Annotated in this window: 20 protein-coding genes, 5 tRNA genes and 1 riboswitch; of the genes, 3 read left to right on the top strand and 22 right to left on the bottom strand. The window is 61.1% G+C overall.

Annotated elements, in window-relative coordinates:
- Positions 1-81: 81 nt before the first annotated feature.
- A tRNA-Arg gene (locus DCO48_RS09480) sits at positions 82-158 on the bottom strand.
- Between the two features lie 287 nt (positions 159-445).
- Between DCO48_RS09480 and DCO48_RS09475 the strand changes: the two genes are divergently transcribed.
- Complete coding sequence (locus DCO48_RS09475) at positions 446-664, top strand: hypothetical protein (protein ID WP_116550341.1); 219 nt, start codon at positions 446-448, stop codon at positions 662-664.
- Here the strand turns inward: DCO48_RS09475 and phnN are convergent.
- Entirely contained in the window at positions 661-1,257 is a 597-nt protein-coding gene (gene phnN / locus DCO48_RS09470) for a phosphonate metabolism protein/1,5-bisphosphokinase (PRPP-forming) PhnN (protein ID WP_116550420.1), read from the bottom strand. The genes DCO48_RS09475 and phnN overlap by 4 nt on opposite strands.
- Positions 1,258-1,602: 345 nt before the next feature.
- Here phnN and DCO48_RS09465 point away from each other — a divergent pair, with 345 nt between their 5' ends.
- On the top strand, positions 1,603-1,929 hold the full coding sequence (locus tag DCO48_RS09465; protein WP_003254499.1) for an Arc family DNA-binding protein: 327 nt from the start codon (positions 1,603-1,605) through the stop codon (positions 1,927-1,929).
- A gap of 63 nt (positions 1,930-1,992) precedes the next feature.
- On the opposite strand, the gene mgtE is transcribed toward DCO48_RS09465, so the two are convergent.
- The 8 genes from mgtE to alaS form a co-directional block, all read right to left on the bottom strand.
- Positions 1,993-3,435, bottom strand: coding sequence for a magnesium transporter (gene mgtE / locus DCO48_RS09460; RefSeq protein ID WP_116550340.1), 1,443 nt, complete (start codon positions 3,433-3,435; stop codon positions 1,993-1,995).
- Positions 3,436-3,819: 384 nt separating this feature from the next.
- Positions 3,820-3,896: transfer RNA gene (locus DCO48_RS09455), tRNA-Arg, on the bottom strand.
- Positions 3,897-3,974: 78 nt separating this feature from the next.
- Positions 3,975-4,051, bottom strand: a tRNA-Arg gene (locus DCO48_RS09450).
- A 78-nt stretch (positions 4,052-4,129) separates the two neighbouring features.
- A tRNA-Arg gene (locus tag DCO48_RS09445) sits at positions 4,130-4,206 on the bottom strand.
- A gap of 107 nt (positions 4,207-4,313) precedes the next feature.
- Positions 4,314-4,404: transfer RNA gene (locus tag DCO48_RS09440), tRNA-Ser, on the bottom strand.
- 72 nt (positions 4,405-4,476) lie between these two features.
- Entirely contained in the window at positions 4,477-4,665 is a 189-nt protein-coding gene (csrA, locus tag DCO48_RS09435) for a carbon storage regulator CsrA (protein ID WP_003175645.1), read from the bottom strand.
- A 182-nt stretch (positions 4,666-4,847) separates the two neighbouring features.
- On the bottom strand, positions 4,848-6,083 hold the full coding sequence (locus DCO48_RS09430) for an aspartate kinase (protein ID WP_116550339.1): 1,236 nt from the start codon (positions 6,081-6,083) through the stop codon (positions 4,848-4,850).
- 88 nt (positions 6,084-6,171) lie between these two features.
- On the bottom strand, positions 6,172-8,796 hold the full coding sequence (gene alaS / locus DCO48_RS09425) for an alanine--tRNA ligase (RefSeq protein WP_116550338.1): 2,625 nt from the start codon (positions 8,794-8,796) through the stop codon (positions 6,172-6,174).
- A gap of 357 nt (positions 8,797-9,153) precedes the next feature.
- Positions 9,154-9,305: riboswitch (FMN riboswitch) on the top strand.
- A gap of 94 nt (positions 9,306-9,399) precedes the next feature.
- On the opposite strand from alaS, the gene DCO48_RS09420 reads away from it, so the two are divergent.
- Positions 9,400-9,906, top strand: a complete 507-nt coding sequence (locus DCO48_RS09420; RefSeq protein ID WP_116550337.1) for a 6,7-dimethyl-8-ribityllumazine synthase — start codon at positions 9,400-9,402, stop codon at positions 9,904-9,906.
- A gap of 79 nt (positions 9,907-9,985) precedes the next feature.
- On the opposite strand, the gene astE is transcribed toward DCO48_RS09420, so the two are convergent.
- From astE to DCO48_RS09360, 12 genes are all read right to left on the bottom strand, one after another.
- Positions 9,986-10,996, bottom strand: coding sequence for a succinylglutamate desuccinylase (astE, locus tag DCO48_RS09415; RefSeq protein WP_116550336.1), 1,011 nt, complete (start codon positions 10,994-10,996; stop codon positions 9,986-9,988).
- An 11-nt stretch (positions 10,997-11,007) separates the two neighbouring features.
- Positions 11,008-11,298 carry a topoisomerase II gene (locus tag DCO48_RS09410; RefSeq protein ID WP_116550335.1) on the bottom strand — a complete coding sequence of 97 codons (291 nt, stop codon included), beginning with the start codon at positions 11,296-11,298 and terminating at the stop codon, positions 11,008-11,010.
- 14 nt (positions 11,299-11,312) lie between these two features.
- Positions 11,313-12,662, bottom strand: a complete 1,350-nt coding sequence (gene astB, locus DCO48_RS09405) for an N-succinylarginine dihydrolase (protein ID WP_116550334.1) — start codon at positions 12,660-12,662, stop codon at positions 11,313-11,315.
- Between the two features lie 24 nt (positions 12,663-12,686).
- Entirely contained in the window at positions 12,687-14,153 is a 1,467-nt protein-coding gene (gene astD, locus DCO48_RS09400; protein ID WP_177410599.1) for a succinylglutamate-semialdehyde dehydrogenase, read from the bottom strand.
- Complete coding sequence (gene astA, locus DCO48_RS09395) at positions 14,150-15,178, bottom strand: arginine N-succinyltransferase (protein ID WP_116550332.1); 1,029 nt, start codon at positions 15,176-15,178, stop codon at positions 14,150-14,152. Before astA ends, astD begins: the two co-directional genes overlap by 4 nt.
- 61 nt (positions 15,179-15,239) lie before the next feature.
- A complete protein-coding gene (gene aruF, locus DCO48_RS09390) occupies positions 15,240-16,259 on the bottom strand; it encodes an arginine/ornithine succinyltransferase subunit alpha (protein WP_116550331.1) in 1,020 nt (339 codons plus the stop codon).
- Between the two features lie 130 nt (positions 16,260-16,389).
- Positions 16,390-17,610: an aspartate aminotransferase family protein gene (locus tag DCO48_RS09385; RefSeq protein WP_116550330.1), complete on the bottom strand. Its 1,221-nt coding sequence runs from the start codon at positions 17,608-17,610 to the stop codon at positions 16,390-16,392.
- Between the two features lie 419 nt (positions 17,611-18,029).
- Complete coding sequence (gene argR / locus DCO48_RS09380) at positions 18,030-19,010, bottom strand: transcriptional regulator ArgR (RefSeq protein WP_116550329.1); 981 nt, start codon at positions 19,008-19,010, stop codon at positions 18,030-18,032.
- A 107-nt stretch (positions 19,011-19,117) separates the two neighbouring features.
- Positions 19,118-19,882: an ABC transporter ATP-binding protein gene (locus tag DCO48_RS09375; protein WP_116550328.1), complete on the bottom strand. Its 765-nt coding sequence runs from the start codon at positions 19,880-19,882 to the stop codon at positions 19,118-19,120.
- A gap of 67 nt (positions 19,883-19,949) precedes the next feature.
- Positions 19,950-20,648, bottom strand: coding sequence for an ABC transporter permease (locus DCO48_RS09370; RefSeq protein ID WP_116550327.1), 699 nt, complete (start codon positions 20,646-20,648; stop codon positions 19,950-19,952).
- Positions 20,645-21,334 carry an ABC transporter permease gene (locus tag DCO48_RS09365; protein ID WP_116550326.1) on the bottom strand — a complete coding sequence of 230 codons (690 nt, stop codon included), beginning with the start codon at positions 21,332-21,334 and terminating at the stop codon, positions 20,645-20,647. The genes DCO48_RS09370 and DCO48_RS09365 overlap by 4 nt, the downstream gene beginning before the upstream one ends.
- Before the next feature lie 89 nt (positions 21,335-21,423).
- Positions 21,424-22,209: an ABC transporter substrate-binding protein gene (locus tag DCO48_RS09360; RefSeq protein WP_116550325.1), complete on the bottom strand. Its 786-nt coding sequence runs from the start codon at positions 22,207-22,209 to the stop codon at positions 21,424-21,426.
- Positions 22,210-22,672 lie beyond the last annotated feature (463 nt).

The raw sequence follows: 22,672 nt of genomic DNA, 5'->3' as shown, positions 1-22,672 counted from the left end.
CCCACTTTGGGCTGGAGAGGTGGTGACCAAACAGAAGCAGCAAGGAATCAGGCGAAAAAATCGCTGACCCATTGATAATATTGGTGTCCCAGGGCAGGTTCGAACTGCCAACCTTCCCCTTAGGAGGGGGATGCTCTATCCAATTGAGCTACTGAGACACAAGGCCCGCGACAGGCGCCGCGCGGCAAGGGAGGCGTGCATGTTACCGAGCACACCGGTATTTGTCATGTCGTCCATCGGGCTTTTTGCCTGCCGACATCTGCCGACAGTGCAGACGAATCGTGCATTCTGCAACACGGCTTAATGACATCATTGCAGAATGCATGGACAGCACCCTCAAAAAACATCATAAACCATTGTTTTTAAAGCAATTTATAAAAAAAGAAACCTGGCATGAGGACTGCTTTTTAAAAAGAAAGCATACCGCTGCCGGAGCTCACAGACCATGAACCGCGCCCTCCTCGCCCTGAACGCTATTGCCCTCGCTGCCGTTGTCGGCCTGAACATGCTGCCGGACAGCGGATCGCGCCTGAATACGGCGGCCCACGCCGCAACGTCGATGCAGGCCCGTCCAGCCGTGTTCAACCAGGTCACCGGCGCCAGCCTGCAACTGATGAGTGGAGACGCTGCGCAGATAGAGCATCGCGAGCGGTTAGTGTTCTAGCCCTCCACCACCCCGACCTGTTCCAACAAGGCGAGCAAGCGCTGCACGGCGTCTTCAAGCGTCGTGGAGTTGTCCAGCAGGTGAATGTCGGCACCGCTCACCTGCGCGACGCGCTGGTTACGCGCCAGGCGTTGCTCGATTTCCTCGCCACATTCCCGTCCACGCGCCAGCAAGCGTTCGCGCAAGACCGGCAAGTCAACTGTCAGCAGGATCGGCACAAGGCCCGGGTAGCGCGTCTGCGCTTGCTCAAGGTAAGCCCGCGAGCCATTGACCAGCACGCAACGCCCATGCGCCAACCACTGATCAATCTGCACCGGTATTCCGTAAGCCAGGCCATTGGCCCGCCAATGCAGGGCGAACGCTCCCTGCGCCTGCAGAGCATCGAATTGCTGCGTCGAAACGCCATGCGCGTCCTCACCCACCGCCTCGGCGGAGCGGGTGATCACGCGGCGCGTAATCTCTATACCACGCGCCTCTAGCGCAGCCCGGGCGGCAACAATGAGGCTGTCCTTTCCCGACCCCGATGGCCCCATCAAATAGATCAACCTGCCAGGCCTGGCTGCCGGGCCGCTGTCGCTTGCGTCATACTGCATAGCCACTATGCTCATAGGTAGGAAAGCCCGCGCATTCTAGGCGTTTTCCAAAGCCTTTTCCGCCTGTTCTAGTCAGTAGGCGCTCACGGCGAGCTGAATCGGGTCAGCTGAAGAAATGAAAACTTTTCAAACCAGTGCTCATTTCTGATAATTGGTACTGGCAATAAGCCGCCATCCGGTTCAATATTTGTCACAGAATTGACGCCAAGGAACCGGCGACAATGAGGCATCATGATGACCTCATTCACAATTCAGGTTGAACATTTTGTCGCAGCGATGGTCGTAACAATCATCGTGCGGCCGATTTCGAGAACCGCTTCCCCCTGAACTAATCCGGTCAATTATATGCGCCCAATGAAACAGGCTATTTACTCAAGCCGCACCGCTGACAAATTCGTCGTCCGCCTGCCCGACGGAATGCGTGAGCGCATTGCCGAGGTTGCGCGTAACCATCACCGCAGCATGAACTCGGAAATCATCGCACGCCTAGAGCAGAGCCTAATCCAGGAAGGAGCCCTGGGTGATGAGCTGAGCATGCGCCTGGACAGCCCGGAATTGTCCCTGCATGAACGCGAACTGCTACAGCGCTTCCGCCAGTTGTCCCATCGCCAGCAAAACGCCCTGGTCGCCTTGATCGCCCACGACGTAGAGATGGCCGCGGACGCTTCCTGATCCCGCCACCGCTCATAAAAAAGCCAGCTGATGCTGGCTTTTTTTGTGTCCGCTGTCGCGACTTCAGAGCAGGAAGATAGTCGCAAGGCCAAGGAAGATGAAGAAACCGCCGCTGTCGGTCATCGCCGTGATCATTACACTGGCCCCCATCGCCGGGTCACGCCCAAGGCGCGCCAGCGTCATCGGGATCAACACCCCCATCAGCGCCGCCAGCAACAGGTTAAGCGTCATCGCCGCCGTCATCACCACCCCGAGCGACCAACTGCCATACAACAGGTAGGCAACCACACCGATCACCCCTCCCCACACCAAGCCATTGATCAGGGCCACGGCCAATTCCTTGCGCATCAGCCGCGAGGTGTTGCCTGGACTCACCTGGTCCAGCGCCATGGCACGAACGATCATGGTAATGGTCTGGTTACCCGAGTTGCCGCCAATACCCGCGACGATCGGCATCAGTGCGGCCAGGGCCACCAGTTTCTCGATCGAACCTTCGAACAGACCAATCACCCGCGAGGCGACAAACGCCGTGATCAGGTTGATTGCCAGCCAGGCCCAACGGTTACGCAGCGAACGCCAGACCGACGCGAAGATGTCTTCCTCTTCGCGCAGACCGGCCATGTTCAGGACTTCGGTTTCGCTCTCTTCACGAATCAGGTCGACCATCTCGTCGATGGTCAGACGGCCGATCAGCCGACCGTTCTTGTCTACCACCGGCGCCGATACCAGGTCATACCGTTCGAAGGCCTGAGCCGCATCGTAGGCGTCCTCTTCCGGGTGGAATACCACCGGATCATCGGCCATCACATCGGCAACGCGCTTCTCCGGGTCGTTGACCAGTAGACGCTTGATTGGCAGTACGCCCTTGAGAATGCCGTCGTAATCGACCACAAACAGTTTGTCGGTGTGTCCCGGCAGCTCTTTGAGCCGGCGCAGGTAACGCAGCACCACTTCCAGGCTGACGTCTTCGCGGATGGTCACCATCTCGAAGTCCATCAGTGCACCGACCTGCTCCTCGTCATAGCTCAGCGCCGAGCGAACACGCTCGCGCTGCTGAGCATCGAGGGTTTCCATCAGCTCGTGAACAACGTCGCGCGGCAGTTCAGGGGCGAGGTCGGCGAGTTCGTCGGCATCCATCTCCTTGGCAGCCGCGAGCAACTCATGATCGTCCATGTCGGCGATCAGGGTTTCCCGCACCGAGTCGGAGACTTCCAAGAGGATATCGCCGTCGCGCTCAGCCTTGACCAACTGCCAGACCGTTAGACGATCATCGAGTGGCAGGGCCTCAAGGATGTAGGCGACGTCGGCGGAGTGCAGGTCATCGAGCTTGCGTTGCAGCTCGACCAGATTCTGCCGGTGGACCAGGTTCTCGACCAGGTCGTGGTGGTGGCCCTCCTGACGGTGAGTCAGGTCTTCGACCACGCGCTGACGCTGCAGCAGTTCGACCACCTGGGCCAGGCGATCCTGCAAGCTTTCCTGCGTCTTTTTTACTTCTACTTCAGTCATAGGCGAACTCCACTCCCAGCAGCGGAGCACGCCGGGAGATTCAATCAGGCAAATCTTGATTGGTATATCGAGCGTTTAAGTAACTACTGGGTAAGTCCATGGTGGTATTCCACAAGCCCCGGCGGGGCTGACGGGCGCAATCATACACCGCCTGAGCTGTCAGGGGGCTGAAATCTTGGCGAGAACAATCGTTTGCGAGACAACGCTAGGACAACGTTCAGGTCCATCAGTGCGACGGCGAACCCGAGAAAAAAAACACATTCACCGATAAAAATTAGCACGCAGGCAGCATCGCAGCGATGACAGTTTATTCATCGCGCTTTACCGAAAAATGAAATCGCAGACAGCAAAAAGCCCGCCTTGGAGGGCGGGCTTTTCGTTGTATGGTGCACTCGACAGGATTCGAACCTGTGACCGCTCGGTTCGTAGCCGAGTACTCTATCCAGCTGAGCTACGAGTGCAGGGTTGGCGCTTGATAGACCAGCTCACCTCTGGTTGAAGCAGAGGTTAATTCCAGAAACTGAAAACAACCTCGTATATGGTGCACTCGACAGGATTCGAACCTGTGACCGCTCGGTTCGTAGCCGAGTACTCTATCCAGCTGAGCTACGAGTGCAGGGTTGGCGCTTGTTAGACCAGATCACCTCTGGTTGAAACAGAAGTTAATTTCAGTGACTGAAAACAACTTCTTATATGGTGCACTCGACAGGATTCGAACCTGTGACCGCTCGGTTCGTAGCCGAGTACTCTATCCAGCTGAGCTACGAGTGCATTTGATGCCGCGCATTATAGCCCGCTCAATCTCTATATCAAGCACTTTTTCGTTTAGTTTCAATAACTTAGCGAAGAAGCCAGATTGCAGCGTGCTATTTGAATAATGGCGGAGAAGGGGGGATTCGAACCCCCGATACCCTTGTGAGGTATACTCCCTTAGCAGGGGAGCGCCTTCGGCCACTCGGCCACCTCTCCGCAACACGGGGCGTATAATAACCAGAGCTTTCCCCGTTTGCAAACTCTTTTTTGAAAAAAACTCGATAAAAATTAAAGGCTTGGTTCTTCGTCCTTCTCTTTCTTGATCCGAAGGTAGATTTCCTCACGGTGCACGGCCACTTCCTTGGGCGCATTTACGCCGATCCGCACTTGATTTCCTTTGACGCCGAGCACGGTCACGGTGATTTCGCCATCGCCTATGATCAGGCTCTCTGCGCACCGACGAGTCAGAATCAACATACCTTTCTCCTCACGCATTTCAGTTCAGGGACAACAGTCTGCAAAAAAAAGGGCTTCAACCTACAACCAGGACGGTTGTCGACCTAAGCCTAAGTATTGACCAGCGCGCGTAAAAGAACAGATCACCCACGCCAGCCAGAAAAACGAAGGGCGCGGCAAAGCCGCGCCCCAGGTGCAACGCGTTACTCGCCCTGACGGGACGGCGCGTCGAGTTCGAAGGCGGTGTGCAGGGCGCGCACTGCCAGCTCCAGGTACTTCTCTTCGATCACCACCGACACCTTGATTTCGGAGGTGGAGATCATCTGGATATTGATGCTCTCTTTAGCCAGGGCTTCGAACATGCGGCTGGCGACCCCTGCGTGGGAACGCATGCCAACGCCGACGATCGAGACCTTGGCGATCTTGGTGTCGCCGATCACTTCGCGCGCACCGATTTCGCTGGCGGTGTTTTCCAGCACCTGCTGGGCCTTGGCGTAATCGTTGCGGTGCACGGTGAAGGTGAAATCAGTGGTGTTATCGTGCGAAACGTTCTGCACGATCATGTCGACTTCGATATTGGCGGCGCTGATCGGGCCGAGGATCTTGAAAGCAACGCCCGGGGTATCCGGTACGCCACGAATGGTCAGCTTGGCTTCATCGCGGTTGAAGGCGATGCCGGAAATGATCGGCTGTTCCATGGATTCCTCTTCATCAATAGTAATGAGGGTACCCGGACCCTCCTGGAAGCTGTGCAGCACGCGCAGCGGAACGTTGTACTTGCCGGCGAACTCGACGGCACGAATCTGCAACACCTTGGAACCGAGGCTGGCCATTTCCAGCATCTCTTCGAAGGTGATCTTGTCCAGCCGCTGAGCCTGGGACACCACACGCGGGTCAGTGGTGTAGACACCATCGACGTCGGTGTAGATCTGGCACTCGTCGGCTTTCAGGGCAGCCGCCAGGGCCACACCAGTGGTATCGGAACCACCACGCCCGAGGGTCGTGATGCTGCCGTTCTCGTCGACACCCTGGAAACCGGCGACCACCACCACGCGCCCGGCCTTGAGGTCGGCACGGATCTTCTGGTCGTCGATCTGCAGGATGCGCGCCTTGTTGTGCGCACTGTCGGTGAGAATCCGTACCTGATTGCCGGTGTAGGAAACCGCCGGCACACCACGCTTCATCAATGCCATGGCGAGCAAGGCGATAGTCACCTGCTCGCCGGTGGAGACGATCACATCCAGTTCGCGCGGAACCGGCTGATCGCTGATCTGCTTGGCCAGCTCGATCAGGCGATTGGTTTCCCCGCTCATGGCCGACAGCACAACCACCAGGTCATCGCCCGCCTCGCGGAATTTCTTGACCTTGTCGGCAACCTGCTCGATTCGCTCGACTGTGCCGACCGAAGTACCGCCAAATTTCTGTACGATCAACGCCATTTCAAAGCCGCCTCAGCCCGTGAAGGGCACCCAATAAACGAATCAATCAACGCCAGGGCCCGCCACTAGACGACGGGCCACAAGCGCCTCAGACACCCTGCTCTACAAATGGCACGGTCAGGGCCAGTGCAGCGTCCAGCGCTGCGGCATCCACGCCACCGCCTTGCGCCATGTCCGGACGTCCACCGCCCTTGCCGCCCACCGCCGCAGCGGCTTGCTTCATCAAATCACCGGCTTTGAGTTGGCCAGTCAGGTCTTTGGTTACACCTGCAACCAGAACGACCTTGTCTTCGTGGACACTGCCGAGCAGGATCACTGCGCGGCCGAGTTTGTTCTTCAGCTGATCGACCAGCGCCAGCAGCGCCTTGCCGTCCTGACCATCCAGACGTGCCGCCAGCACCTTGACACCCTTAACATCGACAGCGCTGTTGGACAGATCGTCGCCCGCCGCACTGGCGGCCTTGGCCTGCAACTGCTCCAGCTGTTTTTCCAGCAGACGGTTGCGCTCCAGCACTGCCGAGAGCTTGTCGATCAGGTTGTCGCGACTGCCCTTGACCAGTTGCGCGGCTTCCTTGAGCTGCTCTTCGGCAGCGTTCAGGTAAGCCAGGGCCGCAGCGCCGGTGACCGCCTCGATACGACGGACACCGGAGGCCACGCCACCTTCGCTGATGATCTTGAACAGGCCGATATCGCCGGTGCGCTTGGCATGGATGCCGCCGCACAGCTCAACCGAGAAGTCGCCACCCATGCTCAGCACGCGCACGCTGTCGCCGTACTTCTCGCCGAACAGCGCCATGGCGCCCTTCTGCTTGGCGGTCTCGATATCGGTCTCTTCGGTTTGCACCTCGGAGTTGTTACGCACTTCGCGGTTGACGATGTCTTCCAGGGCCTTGATCTGCTCCGGTTTGACCGCCTCGAAGTGACTGAAGTCGAAACGCAGGCGCTGGCTGTCGACCAGCGAGCCTTTCTGCTGAACGTGATCGCCGAGCACCTGGCGCAAGGCCGCGTGCAGCAGGTGGGTCGCCGAGTGGTTCAGCGAAGTGGCGTGCTGGACGTCGGCATCGACCTGGGTCTGCAGCTTGGCGCCGACGCTGAGGCTACCGCTGGCCACCACACCGTGGTGCAGGAAGGCACCGCCGGTCTTGGTGGTGTCGCGCACGTCGAAACGCACGGCGCCAGCCTGCAGGTAGCCCGTGTCGCCGACCTGGCCGCCGGACTCGGCGTAGAACGGCGTGCGATCGAGGATGACCACACCCTCCTCGCCTTCGCCGAGCTGCTCGACCGCCTGGCCATCCTTATAAAGTGCAACCACGCTGGCGTCGCCTGCGGTGGCGCTGTAACCGGTGAACTCGGTCGCCACGTCAACCTTGACCAGGCTGTTGTAGTCCAGGCCGAAGGCGCTGGCCGAACGCGCGCGCTCACGCTGGGCTTCCATTTCCCGCTCGAAGCCGGCTTCGTCCAGAGTCAGGTTGCGCTCTCGGGCGATATCGCCGGTCAGGTCCATCGGGAAGCCATAGGTGTCGTACAGCTTGAACACCACATCGCCAGGCACCACGTCGCCCTTGAGCTCGGCCAGGTCCTGCTCGAGGATCTTCAGGCCCTGCTCCAGGGTCTTGGCGAACTGCTCTTCTTCGGCCTTGAGCACGCGCTCGATGTGCGCTTGCTGGGACTTCAGCTCAGGGAAGGCTTCGCCCATCTCGCCAACCAGGGCGGCAACGATCTGGTAGAAGAAGCTGCCCTTGGCGCCGAGCTTGTTGCCGTGACGACAGGCGCGACGAATGATCCGACGTAGCACATAGCCACGGCCTTCGTTGGACGGCAGCACGCCGTCGGCAATCAGGAAGCCGCAAGAACGGATATGGTCGGCCACCACTTTCAGCGACGGCTGGGCGTCGTTGCTGCAACCGATAGCCTTGGCCGCTGCACTGAGCAGGCTCTGGAACAGGTCGATCTCGTAGTTCGAATGCACATGCTGCAGCACGGCGCTGATCCGCTCCAAGCCCATGCCGGTATCCACCGACGGCGCTGGCAACGGGTGCAGCACGCCGTCGGCGGTGCGATTGAACTGCATGAAGACGTTGTTCCAGATCTCGATGTAACGGTCGCCGTCTTCTTCCGGCGAGCCGGGTGGGCCACCCCAGATGTCGGCGCCGTGATCGTAGAAGATCTCGGTGCAAGGACCGCACGGGCCGGTATCGCCCATGGTCCAGAAGTTGTCCGACGCGTACGGCGCGCCTTTGTTATCGCCGATACGGACCATGCGCTCGGCTGGTACACCGATTTCCTTGGTCCAGATATCGTAGGCTTCGTCATCGCTGGCGTAGACGGTGACCCAGAGCTTTTCCTTGGGCAGGTTCAGCCACTTGTCGCTGGTCAGGAAATTCCACGCGTAGGTGATTGCGTCGCGCTTGAAGTAGTCGCCGAAGCTGAAGTTGCCCAGCATCTCGAAGAAGGTGTGGTGACGCGCGGTATAACCGACGTTTTCCAGGTCGTTGTGCTTGCCGCCGGCACGCACGCACTTCTGGCTGCTGACCGCACGGGTGTAAGCACGTTTTTCCTGACCAAGGAAACAGTCCTTGAACTGGTTCATCCCCGCGTTGGTGAACAGCAGGGTCGGGTCGTTACCCGGAATCAAGGAGCTGGAGGCAACTCGGGTGTGTCCCTGCTCTTCGAAGAAGCGAAGGAAGGCTTCACGGATTTCTGCGCTTTTCATAGGTTCTTCCACGGAAACGGCGGCCTGAGGCAAATGCGTGCGTCAAATTGACGAAACGACGGCAAAGGGCCGCATTATATCGGTCCTGCATTAACGGTGCAGTGTGTTTATACGATAGAAACCGTCAATTGGACGGCCTGTTACACGATAGACAGGCAAAAGCGTCATGTTCGCGCATTGCGTTGCACCGGATGCTAGCGGCAGCCTGGTTCCACTGACAAGGCATTAGTGCCGGCGCAACGGGAAATTGGCAAGTACGGGCGGATGAAAAGCCGTTCATCTACGACCAATTAGTTAGCACCCTATACACCTGCGCGACGACTGTGCTACAAAGTCCGCGCCGCCATCGTCTGGCGGCAACGTTCTCAGGGCGGGGTGCAATTCCCCACCGGCGGTAATTGCGCGCAATGCGCATAGCCCGCGAGCGCTTGCCGGCTTGCCAGCAAGGTCAGCAGACCCGGTGTGATTCCGGGGCCGACGGTCATAGTCCGGATAAAGAGAGAGCGGGATCGGCGCGCGAGCGTCTGTGGCTGCACGCCTGCGTGACAGCAATCCCCTTCGATCCAGCTGCCCTGTTTTTCACACAAACAGGAGTCCGTTTCAATGCAACCTACCCCGATTGACAGCAAAGCCCACGGCGCAGAGCGCATCGCATTCGTGCAGGCGTGCTGGCACAAAGATATTGTCGATCAGAGCCGCAAGGGTTTCGTCGAAGAGATGGCGCGCCAGGGTTACTCGGCCAGCGACATCGACTTCTATGAAGTCGGCGGCGCGTTCGAGATCCCGCTACACGCCAAACTGCTGGCTCGCAGCGGCCGTTACGCTGGCATTGTTGCCGCCGGCCTGGTAGTCGATGGCGGCATCTACCGCCACGAGTTCGTCGCCCAGTCGGTGATCAGCGGCCTGATGCAGGTTCAGCTGGAAACCGAAGTACCGGTGTTCTCGGTCGTGCTGACCCCGCACCACTTCCATGCTGGCGAAGAACACCAGACGTTCTTCTTCGAGCACTTCGTGCACAAAGGCGAAGAGGCGGCAAAGACCTGCGCCGATACGCTGCTGAAGCTACGCGCGCTGCGCCGCAGTGAAGTGCCGCAGAAGATGGTTGGCTGATCAGTCATCGCCGACAAGGCCGGCCCCCATAGAGGTTACGTGAACCCCTGTGGGGGCCGGCCTTGCCGGCGACTCGCCTTCAGCCCAACGATTCGGCCGAAGCCGGCACGATCAGTATCCCCGCGCGCAGCCCGTTCTTGACCTTGGGATTGGGGAAAATAATCCGCGCGCCCTCCTCCTCGACCACCCAGCGGGTCTGCGCCAGGTCCTCGGCCAGCAGATAACCGCGGGACAGTTCCGAAAAATTCTCGATGTCCGCCGGCAGGTGCAGGTGGAAGCTATCGCTGTGCTTGATGATCTCGCGCGCCACACTGAACAGTTGCAAGCCGTCCAGCTTATCGTCGGCGAACTCGGGCTCGTTGCCTTCGACGATCTGCTTCAAGCGGGTTTCCAGCGGCTCCAGGTTCACCTGCTGGTTTTGCCCGAACGGCCGCGCCTTGCCCAGCTCCAGGGTGAAGGCCTCGGCATCCAGGGTTTCGTAGGTAAAGGCAGTGAAGGTCGTCGAGGTCTTGCTCTGCAACAGCACCGCTTCCATCCCCGCAGCACGCAGTCGGGCCAGTTCGCGACGCGAATGCTGGCGACCCTCCTTGTACGGGTACAGCGCGAACTGCTCGATCTTCGACCCGCGAATCGCCGTGTGCAGGTCGTAATGCAGCCGGTTACGCCCCGGCACGCTGAAAAAGGTCATGGCCAAACGCTCCAGCTCGCCGGCGCGCATGGCCTCCGAACCGCTGGACATCTCGTGACGGCCATTGAACAGGCGGTTGACGTCCTGCTCCAGGTAACGCTCACCCCTACGGATCGCTTCGGGGTTGCCGAACAGGAACAACACCCGCGCCCGTGGCTTGATGTCGCCACGGGCAATACCGTGCAGCAACTCGTCAAGTAACTCGATCGGTGCGGTTTCATTGCCGTGAATGCCAGCCGACAACAGCAGGTCCAGGCCGTTATCGCAGCCTTCGGGCGGCCGCACTTCAAGCGCGCCCTCGCCCAGCCAGCGCATGCGCACGCCTCCGACAGTCAGCTGGGTCTTCTCCGCCGGTTCACGACCGGCGAGGGTCAGTTCAAGCAGTTTGCCGAGGGCGAGCATGGCCTGTTTCCTTAGTGTTTATGGCCGCAGTCGGGACCATGAACGTGATCGTCGTCTTCGCCAGCATCCGCCGGCTCCATTTCCAGCTGCAGGCTGACCAGGTTGGTCGCCAGCGGACGCAGCAGCAGGTTGGCGTACTCGGCGTCGCCTTCTTCGACGTCGACACCGATCAGCAGCTGACCGCGGCCATCTTGCTGAATCCAGACTTCCTTGCCCTGCCAGACCACGGCAAAGCGGGTGCAGGAGGTTTCCAGCTGGGTGCCGTCATCGTCTTCAAGGATCAGCTGCAGGGTGTCGGACATAATCGAATGCTCTCTCAAGGTTGGAGTTGGAACGGATAGACCGAACCCAGTTTGAGGATCTGGGTCAGTTCATCCAGTGCCGTGCGACACTCCAGCAACAGCTGCGGGTCAGCCAGGTCGCTTTCGCTCAGGCGATCGCGATAGTGCTTGTCGACCCACTGCGTCAGGGTGTCATACAGCGGCGCCGTCATGATAACCCCTGGATTCACCGCCGCCAGCTCCGTTTCGTTCAAGGCCACGCGCAAGCGCAGGCAAGCCGGGCCACCGCCGTTCTGCATGCTCTGCTTGAGGTCGAACACCTTGACCTCTTTTACCGGCCCGCCCGATGCCGTCAAGGCCGACAGGTAGGCCCAGACCCGCTCGTTGTTGCGGCACTCCTCCGGCACGATCAGCAGCATAGAACCGTCGGCACGGCTCAACAGCTGGCTGTTGAACAGGTACGAGCGCACGGCGTCTTCGACGGCAACCTGGGCACGCGGCACGCAGATGGCCTGGAAGCTGCCCCCACGCTTAGCCAGTTTAGCCTGCAGCTCGGCGAGCATTGCCTCGGTCTCGAGGAAGGCGTCCTCGTGGTAGAACAGCACTTCGCCATTGCCTACCGCGATCACATCGTTGTGGAACACGCCCTGATCGATCACCGCTGGATTCTGCTGAGCATAGACCACACCGTCGGCGCTCAGGCCGTGCAACCGGGCGACCGCCTGCGAGGCTTCCAGGGTCTGGCGCGCCGGGTACTTCTGCGGTGCCGGGTAGCGCGTATCGAAGGCACTGCGACCGAACACGAAAAACTCGACACCGGCCTGACCGTAGCTCTTGCAGAAGCGTGTGTGGTTGGCCGCGCCTTCATCGCCGAACTGTGCCACCGCCGGCAACGCCGCGTGGTGGGCAAAGTGCTTCTGCTCGGCGAACATCGCGCCGAGCACGCGGCTGGTGGTCGGGTGCTCGATGCTGCGGTGGTATTTGCAGTTGAGGTTGGCGGCGGTGAAATGCACGCGACCATCGGCGGTGTCGGCACTGGGGCTGACCGTGGCTGCGTTGGCCACCCACATGCTCGACGCCGAACAGCTGGCGACCAGCAATGGCATGGCTTCCCTGGCCGCGCGCTCGATGACCTGGGCATCGCTACCGGAAAAGCCGAGACGACGCAGTGCCGCCACATCCGGGCGCTCCTGCGGGGCCAGCACGCCCTGCTGGAAGCCCATCTCCATCAGCGCCTTCATTTTCGCCAGGCCCTGACGCGCCGCTTCACGCGGGTTGGACCCCTGCTGGCTGTTGCTCTGCGAGGCCACGTTGCCGTAGGACAGGCCGCCGTAGTTGTGCGTCGGTCCCACCAGACCATCAAAATTCACTTCAAACGATTTCATCGGCAAGGCTCCGTGAAGCTGTTGTTATAGGGAGACGCCGGGCGTCAGCGTGCCAGGCAGGACCAGGCTGGCGGTTTCCAGCGAGGCCACCGGGTACGCGCAATAGTCGGCCGCGTAGTAGGCGCTGGCGCGGTGGTTGCCACTGGCACCGACACCGCCGAACGGCGCGCTGCTGGCAGCGCCGGTCAGTTGCTTGTTCCAGTTGACGATACCGGCGCGGCTTTCCAGCCAGAAACGCTGGTAGCGCGCGTTGGAGTCGGACAACAAGCCGGCGGCCAGGCCGTACTGGGTGTTGTTGGCCTCGGCAATCGCCGCATCGAAATCGCTGTAGCGAATGACCTGCAGCAGCGGACCGAAGAACTCCTCGTCCGGCCGTCCGGCCACGGCGGTAACGTCGATGATGCCCGGGGTCAGCAGCGCCGCCGTAGCGTTCGGCTGGGTCATTTCCAGCAGTGCCGTGGCCCCGTTGCCAAGCAACTGTGCCTGGGCATCGAGCAGCGCCTTGGCCGCCGCCAGGGAAATCACCGAGCCCATGAACGGCGCTGGCTGCTGATCGAACGCACCGACCGCGATGGTCTTGCTGACTTCAACCAGCCGCGCCAGCAGCTGATCGCCCCAGGCGCCTTGCGGCACCAGCAGGCGACGGGCACAGGTGCAGCGCTGCCCAGCGGAAATGAACGCCGACTGAATAATGGTGTACACCGCGGCGTCGAGGTCCTGGACCTGATCGACCACCAGCGGGTTGTTGCCGCCCATTTCCAGGGCCAGAATCTTGTCCGGGCGCCCGGCGAACTGCTGGTGCAGCAGGTTGCCGGTACGGCTGGAACCGGTGAAGAACAGGCCGTCGATACCGCTGTTGGCGGCCAGTGCCACGCCGGTTTCCCGTGCCCCCTGCACCAGGTTGAGCACGCCAGCCGGCAGGCCGGCGTCGATCCAGCACTTGACTGTCAGTTCGGCGACTTTCGGCGTCAGCTCGCTGGGCTTGAACACCACTGTGTTACCCGCCAGCAGCGCCGGCACGATGTGCCCGTTGGGCAGGTGCCCAGGGAAGTTGTACGGACCGAACACCGCGACCACGCCATGCGGCTTGTGCCGCAGCACGGCGGTGGCGTCGGCCAGCGGGCCACTTTTTTCGCCGGTGCGTTCACGGTAGCTCTGCACCGAAATGGCAACCTTGTTGACCATGCTGGTCACTTCGGTGCTGGCTTCCCACAGCGGCTTGCCGGTTTCTTCACCGATGCAGTGCGCCAGCGCCTCGGCGTTGTCCTTGAGCTTGGCGGCGAAGGCTTCGAGCACGGCGATGCGCGTATCCAGCGATTGCCGCGCCCAGCTCGGGAACGCCTGACGGGCCGCCTGCACGGCCTGCTCGACCTGTGCCGCATTGGCACCCTGGCCGTGCCAGACAACCGTCTGGCTCACCGGATTGAGCGATTCGAGCGCGTCGCCGGCGCCCGCCTGCCATTGGCCTGCGATGTAATGCGTAGTCATTATTTGCTCTCCCGGGCAGCGGACAGCGGCACGGCACGCACCTGGTCACCGGCATTCAAGCGCAGGCGCTTGGCAGTGTGCGGATCGACCACCAGGGTACCGGCCGCCAGGCGCGCAGGTGCTGCGGCGATGCGGCAGTCTTCGCGCTTGCGGTTGTGGATGATGAACGGCGTGGCATCGTCGCCCGGCGTACCAATGGCCAATACCAGTGCCTGGCTGTCGTGCACCGCGCGAATCTTCGCGGTTTCGCACTCCACGGCCGGGCCGGCGTCGAAGATGTCGACATAGCCCTGGTAGCTGAAGCCTTCGCCCTTGAGCATGGCCAGCGCCGGCTCGGTGTCGGTGTGCACGCGACCGATGACGTTGCGCGCGGCTTCCGAGAGGAAGCAGGTGTACAGCGGGAACTTCGGCATCAGCTCGGCAATGAAGGCCTTGTTGCCGACACCGGTGAGGTAGTCGGCCTGGCTGAACTCCATCTTGAAGAAGTGCCGGCCGAGGCTTTCCCAGAACGGCGAACGGCCCTGTTCGTCGGACATGCCGCGCATCTCGGCGATGATCTTCGGCCCGAACAGCTCGGGGAACTCGGCGATGAACAGCAGGCGCGCCTTGGCCAGCAGACGACCGTTCAGGCCGCTGCGCTGGTCGGCGCGCAGGAACAGCGAGCACAGCTCGGAGTTGCCGGTGAGGTCGTTGGCCAGGAACAGGGTCGGAATTTCCCGGTAGATGTCCAGCTCCTGCGAGGCGCTGACGGTGAGCCCGACGCGGTAGTTGTACCAGGGCTCGCGCAAGCCGACGGCGCCGGCAATGGCGGAAATCCCGACCACGACGCCGTCGTCGTTCTCAAGCACGAACAGGTAGTCGGCATCGCCCCGCCCGGCTTCGCCGCGGAAGGTTTTCTCGGCCCAGCCCACGCGATGGGCCAGGCGCTCTTCGTTGGCCGGCAACGTGGTAAGGCCAGTGGTGCCGGTGCTGCGCGCCAGCTCGATCAGCGCGGGTAAATCGCTGCTGCGTACGGGACGAACGATCATGCTATCTCCTCGGGCAGGCGCCGTCTGGCCCCTGCGAAACTCGACCTGGGGTTCTCAGGTATCACACCGCAACCAGGCGCACGCTGGCACCTTCGCCAACGCCCAGCGCTTCGGCGGCTTCAGGGCTCAGGTACACCGGCTTGCCCGGCACCCAGTCCAGCTCCAGCAACACGGCGCGGTAGTCCTGCAACTGGCCGTTGGAAACCAGGTACTGGCGCCCGCCCTTGATCGGCTGCTCCTGCAGCTTCACCGGCACGACCCGGCTCTGGGCAATCGAACGGATCCCGGACACCCGCGCATGCAGGGTCGGGCCGCCGTCGAAAATATCGATGTAGTGATCGGTCTCGAAGCCTTCGCGCATCAGGATGTCGAAGGTGATCTGTGCCCGCGGATGAACCTGGCCCATGGCCTCCTGCGCAGCATCCGGCAGCAACGGCACATAGATCGGGTAGTGCGGCATCAGCTCGGCCAGGAAGGTCCGGCTTTTCAGCCCGCACAGGCGTTCGGCGGCGGCGTAGTTGAGGTCGAAGAAGTTGCGGCCGATGGCGTCCCAGAAGGGCGAGTCGCCATTCTCGTCGCTATAGCCGACAATCTCGGTCACCACCGAATCGGCGAAACGCTCAGGGTGCGCGGCCATGAACAACAAGCGGCCACGCGAGTTGAGCTCGGACCAGGCGGTGCCGACCAGCTCGGGCTTGACATAGAAACTGGTCAGCAGGCTGTTGCCGGTAAGGTCGTGGCACTGCGACAGCACGTGGATCTTGTTGTGGATCTTCAGCTCGCGCGAAGCGTGCACGAAGGTCTCGTTACGGAAGCTGTAGAACGGCTCCGAGTAACCGGCCGAGGCGACGATGGCGGAACAGCCGACCAGCTTGCCGCTGGTGCTGTCCTCGAGCACAAAGAAGTAGCTCTCTTCGCCATTGAAGCTCACTTCGGCAGCAAACGAGGTTTCCGACGCGGCAATCTTGTCGCTCAGGCGACCGGCATCGTCCGGCAGGGACGTAACACCAATGGGACTGTCCGCAGCCAGACGCTGTACTTCTTCCAGGTCAGCCATTTGCGCGGGGCGCATCACCAGCATGGTGTCACTCCTTTCGGGAAAACAGGCCGACCGCTGTCGGCACAGAAAAAGCGGCGCGTACACACTGGCACACGCCACAGAAAATCAGCTTCGCTGGCCACCAGGGCCAGCGAAGGACGACCGGCGCTTATCAGGCCTGGGTCAGTTTTGCCGCAGCACGCTCGAAGCGGTCCAGACCTTCGTCGATGTCGGCGTCTTCAACCACCAGGCTCGGGGCGAAGCGCACTACATCCGGGCCGGCCTGCAGGACCATCAGGCCCTCTTTTTCGGCAGCGTTGAACACGTCCTTGGCCTTGCCTTTCCAGGCGTCGGTGAGGACGCAGCCGATCAGCAGGCCGATGCCACGGACCTGGCTGAACAGACCGTATTGCTGGCCGATTTTTTCCAGGCGGGCCTTGAAGCGCTGGTGCTTGGCCGTGACCCCGGCCAGCACTTCAGGGGTGTTGACCACGTCGAGCACCGCATTGGCAACGGCACACGCCAGCGGGTTACCGCCGTAGGTGGTGCCGTGGGTGCCGACGGCCAGGTGCTTGGCCAGGTCTTCGGTGGTCAGCATGGCGCCGATCGGGAAACCGCCACCCAGGCTCTTGGCACTGGAGAGGATGTCCGGGGTCACGCCGTAGTGCTGGTAGGCGAACAGCGAGCCAGTACGGCCAACGCCGGTTTGCACTTCGTCGAAGATCAGCAGGGCGTTGTGCTTGTCGCACAGTTCGCGGGCGCCTTGCAGGTAGGCCACATCGGCCGGAACCACACCGCTCTCGCCCTGGATCGGTTCGATCACCACGGCGCAGGTCTTGTCGGAGATCTGTGCTTTCAGGGCTTCGAGATCGTTGTACGGCACATGGCTGATGCCGGTGATCTTCGGGCCGAAGCCGTCGGAGTACTTCGGCTGACCACCGACGCTCACGGTGAACAGGGTACGACCGTGGAAGCTGTTAACGGTGGCAATGATTTCGTGCTTTTGCGCACCGAAACGGTCGTGGGCAACGCGCCGGGCCAGCTTGAAGGCGGCCTCGTTGGCTTCGGCGCCGGAGTTGCAGAAGAACGCGCGGTCGGCAAAGGTGGCGTCGACCAGCTTGTGCGCCAGGCGCAGGGCCGGCTCGTTGGTGAAGACGTTGGACACGTGCCACAGCTTGTTGGCCTGTTCGGTCAGTGCGCCGACCAGTGCCGGGTGGGCATGCCCCAGGACGTTAACGGCGATGCCGCCAGCGAAATCGATCAGTTCGCGTCCCGACTGGTCCCAGACGCGGGACCCGGCACCACGCACGGGAATGAATGCCGCCGGTGCGTAATTGGGGACCATAACCTGGTCGAAATCGGCGCGTTGCACCGGAGCTTGCTCAACGGACATCGGAGTCTCCTGAAGAGGAACGCCTGCCTGGAACTGGCGAGCGATGGGGGGATTGTAAGGACAGAACGGCGCCCGACCTTGCCGCCAAGCGACAACTTCTTATAGCGCCAAACCCTGTTTTACCAAGGCTTTCGGCAATGCGACAAATAGGGTCGCAAAGGCGCAGTTTAAACGGTGCGGGGATGGGGTGGGGAGAATCTGTTCGGCGGCGGGAGCACGTTGAAAAACAAAGCCCAGGAGCGCACATAACTGTAGCCGCTGGCTTGCCTGCGAACTGTCGCGAAGCGGCAGCGGACACAGCGCGCGCGGTGCGCCAGAAAAATTGCAGACTCAGGATTTACGAGCGCTGCGTCCGAACGCGGCCCGACTCGATCGCAGGCAAGCCAGCGCCTACAAGAACAGGAGCCAGCAGACAACTTTCAACCGCGCTCGGCAGGCACCGAGGACAGTTCGAACGGGCTGCTGCTGCGGCGCTGGTTGCGGTCTTCGCGCGGCGTGGCGCCGAAGAAGTTGCGGTACGCACTGGAGAAGTGCGGCCCCGACGAGAACCCGCACGACAAGCCGATCTGGATGATCGATTTGCTGGTCTGCATCAGCATTTGCCGCGCCTTGTTCAAGCGCAACTCCAGGTAGTACTGGCTCGGTACGCGGTTGAGGTACTGCTTGAAGATCCGCTCCAACTGCCGACGCGACACGCACACATGCTGGGCGATCTCGTCGGTGGTCAACGGCTCTTCGATATTGGCCTCCATCAACAGTACCGCCTGGGTCAGCTTCGGATGACTCGAGCCCAGCCGGTTCTGCAGCGGAATGCGCTGACGCTCACCACCTTCGCGAATCCGCTCCACCACCAATTCTTCCGACACCGCCCCCGCCAGCTCCGCACCATGATCGCGGGCCAGCACCGCCAGCAGCAGATCGAGCACCGACAGGCCACCACAGGCGGTCAGCCGATCGCGGTCCCAGTCGAACAGGTGACTGGTGGCAATGACCTTGGGAAAACGCTCGGCGAAATCGTCCTGCCAGCGCCAGTGCACCGCCGCCCGATAGCCATCGAGCAAGCCCAGCTGCGCCAACGGATACACCCCCGCCGACAACCCACCCACCACACAACCGGCACGCACCAGCTGCTTGAGCGCGCTACCCAGCGCGGCACCCACCGCCTGCGGTGGCTCGTCGGCCATCAGGAACAGCTTCTGGAAACCTTCGAGCTTGCCATTCCAGGCCTCGCCAGGGAGTCGCCAGGCACCCTCGGCAAGCGGCTCGGCATGCAGAAACTGCAGTTCGTAGACCACGTCCGGGTGAACCTTCTGCGCCACCCGCAAGACCTCTTCAGCCAGCGCCAGGGTCAGGGCTTTGGTGCTGGGCCAGATGAGAAAACCGATTCGCTGGGTGGTCATGAGGTAAGGTCCGAAACCTGAGGTGTGGCTGGAGGTGGAACGTCGATCGAGGCGCAGCATGCCCTATTCTGGTGCAAAGCGGCAGCCTCGATGTGTAACACGGCAGGTTACTTCAAGCTACCAGAGAGGAACTGCTGCAAACGCTCGGACTGCGGGTTGACCAGCACTTCGCGCGGGTTGCCACTCTCTTCCACCAGGCCCTTGTGCAGGAACACCAGCTGGTTCGACACTTCACGGGCAAAGCCCATTTCGTGGGTGACCACGACCATGGTGCGGCCTTCCTGAGCCAGCGACTGCATGACCTTGAGCACGTCACCCACCAGTTCCGGGTCGAGCGCCGAGGTCGGCTCGTCGAACAGCATCACTTCCGGCTCCATGGCCAGCGCCCGGGCAATCGCCACGCGCTGCTGCTCGCCACCGGACATATGCCCAGGGTAGGCGTCCTTGCGGTGCGCCACACCGACCTTGTTCAGGTAGTGCTCGGCTTTTTCCAGGGCGTCTTTCTTGCTCATGCCGAGCACGTGAACCGGCGCTTCGATGATGTTTTCCAGCGCCGTCATGTGCGACCACAGATTGAAGTGCTGGAACACCATCGACAGACGCGAACGCATGCGCTGCAACTGCTTCGGATCGGCGGCTTTCAGCGCGCCGTCCTTGTTCGCCACCAGCTTGAGCTCTTCGTTGTTCAGCAGGATCTTGCCGGCGTGCGGCTGCTCGAGCAGGTTGATGCAACGCAGGAAGGTACTTTTGCCCGAACCGCTGGAGCCGATGATGCTGATCACATCGCCCGCCTTCGCCGCCAGGGACACACCCTTGAGCACTTCGTGACTGCCATAGCGTTTATGCAGGTCTTGGACTTCGAGTTTGTACATGCTGTCGGTTCTCACAAAGCGTTCAGTCTTGAGCTCGCGCCCAGGGCCTAAAAATTTGCCGCAGGCCTCAGCCCTTGCGCGGCGCCAGGTAGCCGAGCCAGCGGCGTTCGGCAAGCTTGAACAGGCGGACCAGGATGAAGGTCAGGCACAGATAGAACACGCCGGCGGTGATGTAGGCTTCGAACGGCAGGTAGTACTGGGCGTTGACGGTTCGCGCGGCACCGGTGATGTCGATCAGGGTCACGATCGACGCCAGGCTGGTGGTTTGCAGCATCATGATCACTTCGTTGCTGTACTGCGGCAGCGCCCGGCGCAGGGCCGACGGCAGCAGGATGCGACGGTACATCTGGAAGCGCGACATACCGACCGCCTTGGCCGCCTCGATCTCGCCATGTGGCGTGGCCTTCAGGCTGCCGGCGATGATTTCCGCGGTATAGGCGCTGGTGTTGATGGCAAACGCCAGGCACGCACAGAAGGTGGCACTGGACAGCCACGGCCAGAGGAAGCTTTCGCGCACCGCCTGGAACTGGGCCAGGCCGTAGTAAATCAGGAACAGTTGCACCAGCATCGGCGTGCCGCGGATCACATAGGTGTAGAGCCAGGCGGTCATGTTCACCAGCGGCTGCTTGGACACGCGCATCAGGCCCAGCGGGATGGCCGCCAGCAGACCGAACAGCAACGACAGCGCCAGCAGCTTGAGGGTGGTCAGCAGGCCACCGAGGTACAGCGGCATGGCCTCCCAGATGACGTTGTAATCGAAAATCATAGATCAGCCGCCTTTACGCCAACCGAATAGCGCTTCTCGAGGTAACGCAGGGCCAGCAGCGAGACGCTGGTGATCACCAGGTACATCGCCGCCACCGCCAGGAAGAAGGTGAAGGGCTCGCGGGTGGCATCGGCCGCCTGCTTGGCCTTGAACATCATGTCCTGCAGGCCGACCACCGAAATCAGTGCCGTAGCCTTGGTCAGGACCAGCCAGTTGTTGGTGAAGCCGGGAATCGCCAGGCGAATCATCTGCGGCACCAACACCCGGAAGAAGATCTGCAGGCTGCTCATGCCATAGGCCATGCCAGCTTCGGCCTGCCCCTTGGGAATGGCCATGAACGCGCCGCGGAAGGTTTCCGACAGGTAGGCACCGAAAATGAAGCCCAGGGTACCGATACCCGCCATCAGCGGATTGAGGTCGATGTAGTCATCGTAGCCGAGTAGCGGTGCGATGCGATTGAGCAGATCCTGACCGCCGTAGAAGATCAGCAGGATCAGCACCAGGTCGGGTATCCCGCGGATCACCGTGGAGTACAGGTCGCCCAGCCAGGCCAGCCAGCGCACTGGCGACAGGCGCAGGGCCACACCGATCAGGCCGAGTACGATGGCCAGGGCCATGGACGACAAGGCGAGCTGTAGCGTCAGCCACGCTCCATCGAGGATGACTGCCCCGTAGCCTTTCAACATGTTGAGGTCCTCGACCTTAGGGATGAAAAAATGGTGCAAACCTCAGAGTCTCTGCTGCTTGCACCATTTACAGGTGAAACGACGACGATTTACTTGGCTTCTGGGCCGTAGATGTCGAAGTTGAAGTACTTGTCCTGGATCGCCTTGTACTTGCCATTGGCGCGGATGGCCGCGATGGCCGCGTTGATGCGGTCCAGGTTTTCCTTGTCGCCTTTACGTACGGCGATACCGACGCCGTCGCCGAAGTATTTCACGTCGGTGAACGACGGGCCGACGAAGGCGTAGCCTTTGCCGGCATCGGTTTTCAGGAAACCGTCTTCCAGAAGGGTAGCATCGGCAACGGTGCCATCCAGGCGACCAGCAGCGACGTCCAGGTAGATTTCGTTCTGGGTGCCGTAAGGAACGATAGTGGCGCCTTGCGGGGCCAGCACTTCCTTGGCGAAGCGGTCGTGGATCGAACCACGCTGCACGCCGATCTTCTTGCCTTTGAGTTCAGCCAGGCTGTCGCTGACGGCGGTGCCTTCCTTCATCACCAGGCGCGCTGGGGTCAGGTAGTACTTGCCCGTGAAGTCGACCGACTTCTTGCGGTCGTCGGTGATCGACATGGACGACAGGATGGCGTCGATCTTGCGCACTTTCAGCGCCGGGATCAGGCCGTCGAACTCTTGCTCGACCCAGGTGCACTTGACCTTCATCTCTTCGCACAGGGCGTTGCCGATGTCGTAGTCGAAACCGACGATACTGCCGTCCGGGGCTTTCGAGGCGAACGGTGGGTAGGCAGCCTCGATCCCGATTTTCAGCGGTTTCTCATCAGCCAGCGAAGCCAGGGAAAACACGGACAGCGCCAGTGCGCCAAGCAGTGCGAGTTTCTTCATCTGGGAACTCCATCGGTAAAGGGCAATACGAGGCAGGACGACTGCCCGATATGCGAATGGGTACAACGCGAACTGCGCGGCCCCGAGAAGGTCGGTACGCCACGAGCGAGTGATCGGCATTTTAGCGACAGCTCCGAAGCCGATATTTCTTCAATGCGACAACTAGTTACAGAAGCGCAGGAAGTACAGCCCGGAGATATTGACAGCTTTCGCAAGATATGCAAAAGCGACAGACAAATAACCTATCAGTGAAGCAATAACCGGGCCTATTATTGGCAAAGCCTTATGATCCGGCAAGCGCAGCGTTTAAGCAGGTTAAAATTGCTGTGGGATCTGCCCTAAAAATGGGCGACAGCGTTTCCCTTTGCCCCGTTTTTAGCCGGAAAAGGGTTACCGATGAATGTCGGGTAACAAAACGCCCAAGGCCCCGCTGACGGGGTCAGGCGGGGCCTTGGCATTGAAC

The organism is Pseudomonas sp. SDI (genome assembly GCF_003105155.1).
Classification (GTDB): Bacteria; Pseudomonadota; Gammaproteobacteria; order Pseudomonadales; family Pseudomonadaceae; genus Aquipseudomonas.
Note: the sequence above shows the minus strand (reverse complement) of the source record. Positions and strands in the feature narration are given on the sequence as shown.